General features: G+C 48.7%; 1 pseudogene. It reads left to right on the plus strand.

What is annotated here, in order from left to right:
* Positions 1-353: pseudogene (locus tag CFI03_RS25435) on the plus strand (IS1182 family transposase); the annotation flags it as partial.

The following is a 353-nucleotide window of genomic DNA, read 5'->3' on the forward strand; positions in this document are numbered from 1 at the left end:
TGTTCGCTGCCATTGAAGAGGCAGAGAAACAGAAAGATCAGGCACTGAATAACTTAGACCTTCCTGAACTCGGAGAGGCTTCCGCCATCACGAGCGAAAAGCTGGAGCAAGCTGTTCAACGGCTTGAAAGTAAGCTTCAAGAAAAACCGAAGGATAAACCGTTAAAGAAAGCTGTGCGCCTTGTTCGGAAAGATCTTCTTCCGCGCTTGCAAAAATATGAAGGGCAGCAAGATACACTCGGTAGCCGAAACAGCTTCAGCAAAACCGACACCGATGCGACGTTCATGCGCATGAAGGAAGACCATCTGCGCAATGGTCAGTTGAAGCCGGGATATAACGTGCAGATTGGAACC

Source organism: Paenibacillus sp. ATY16 (assembly GCF_003399985.2).
In the GTDB taxonomy this organism is placed as follows: Bacteria; Bacillota; Bacilli; order Paenibacillales; family Paenibacillaceae; genus Pristimantibacillus; species Pristimantibacillus glycanilyticus.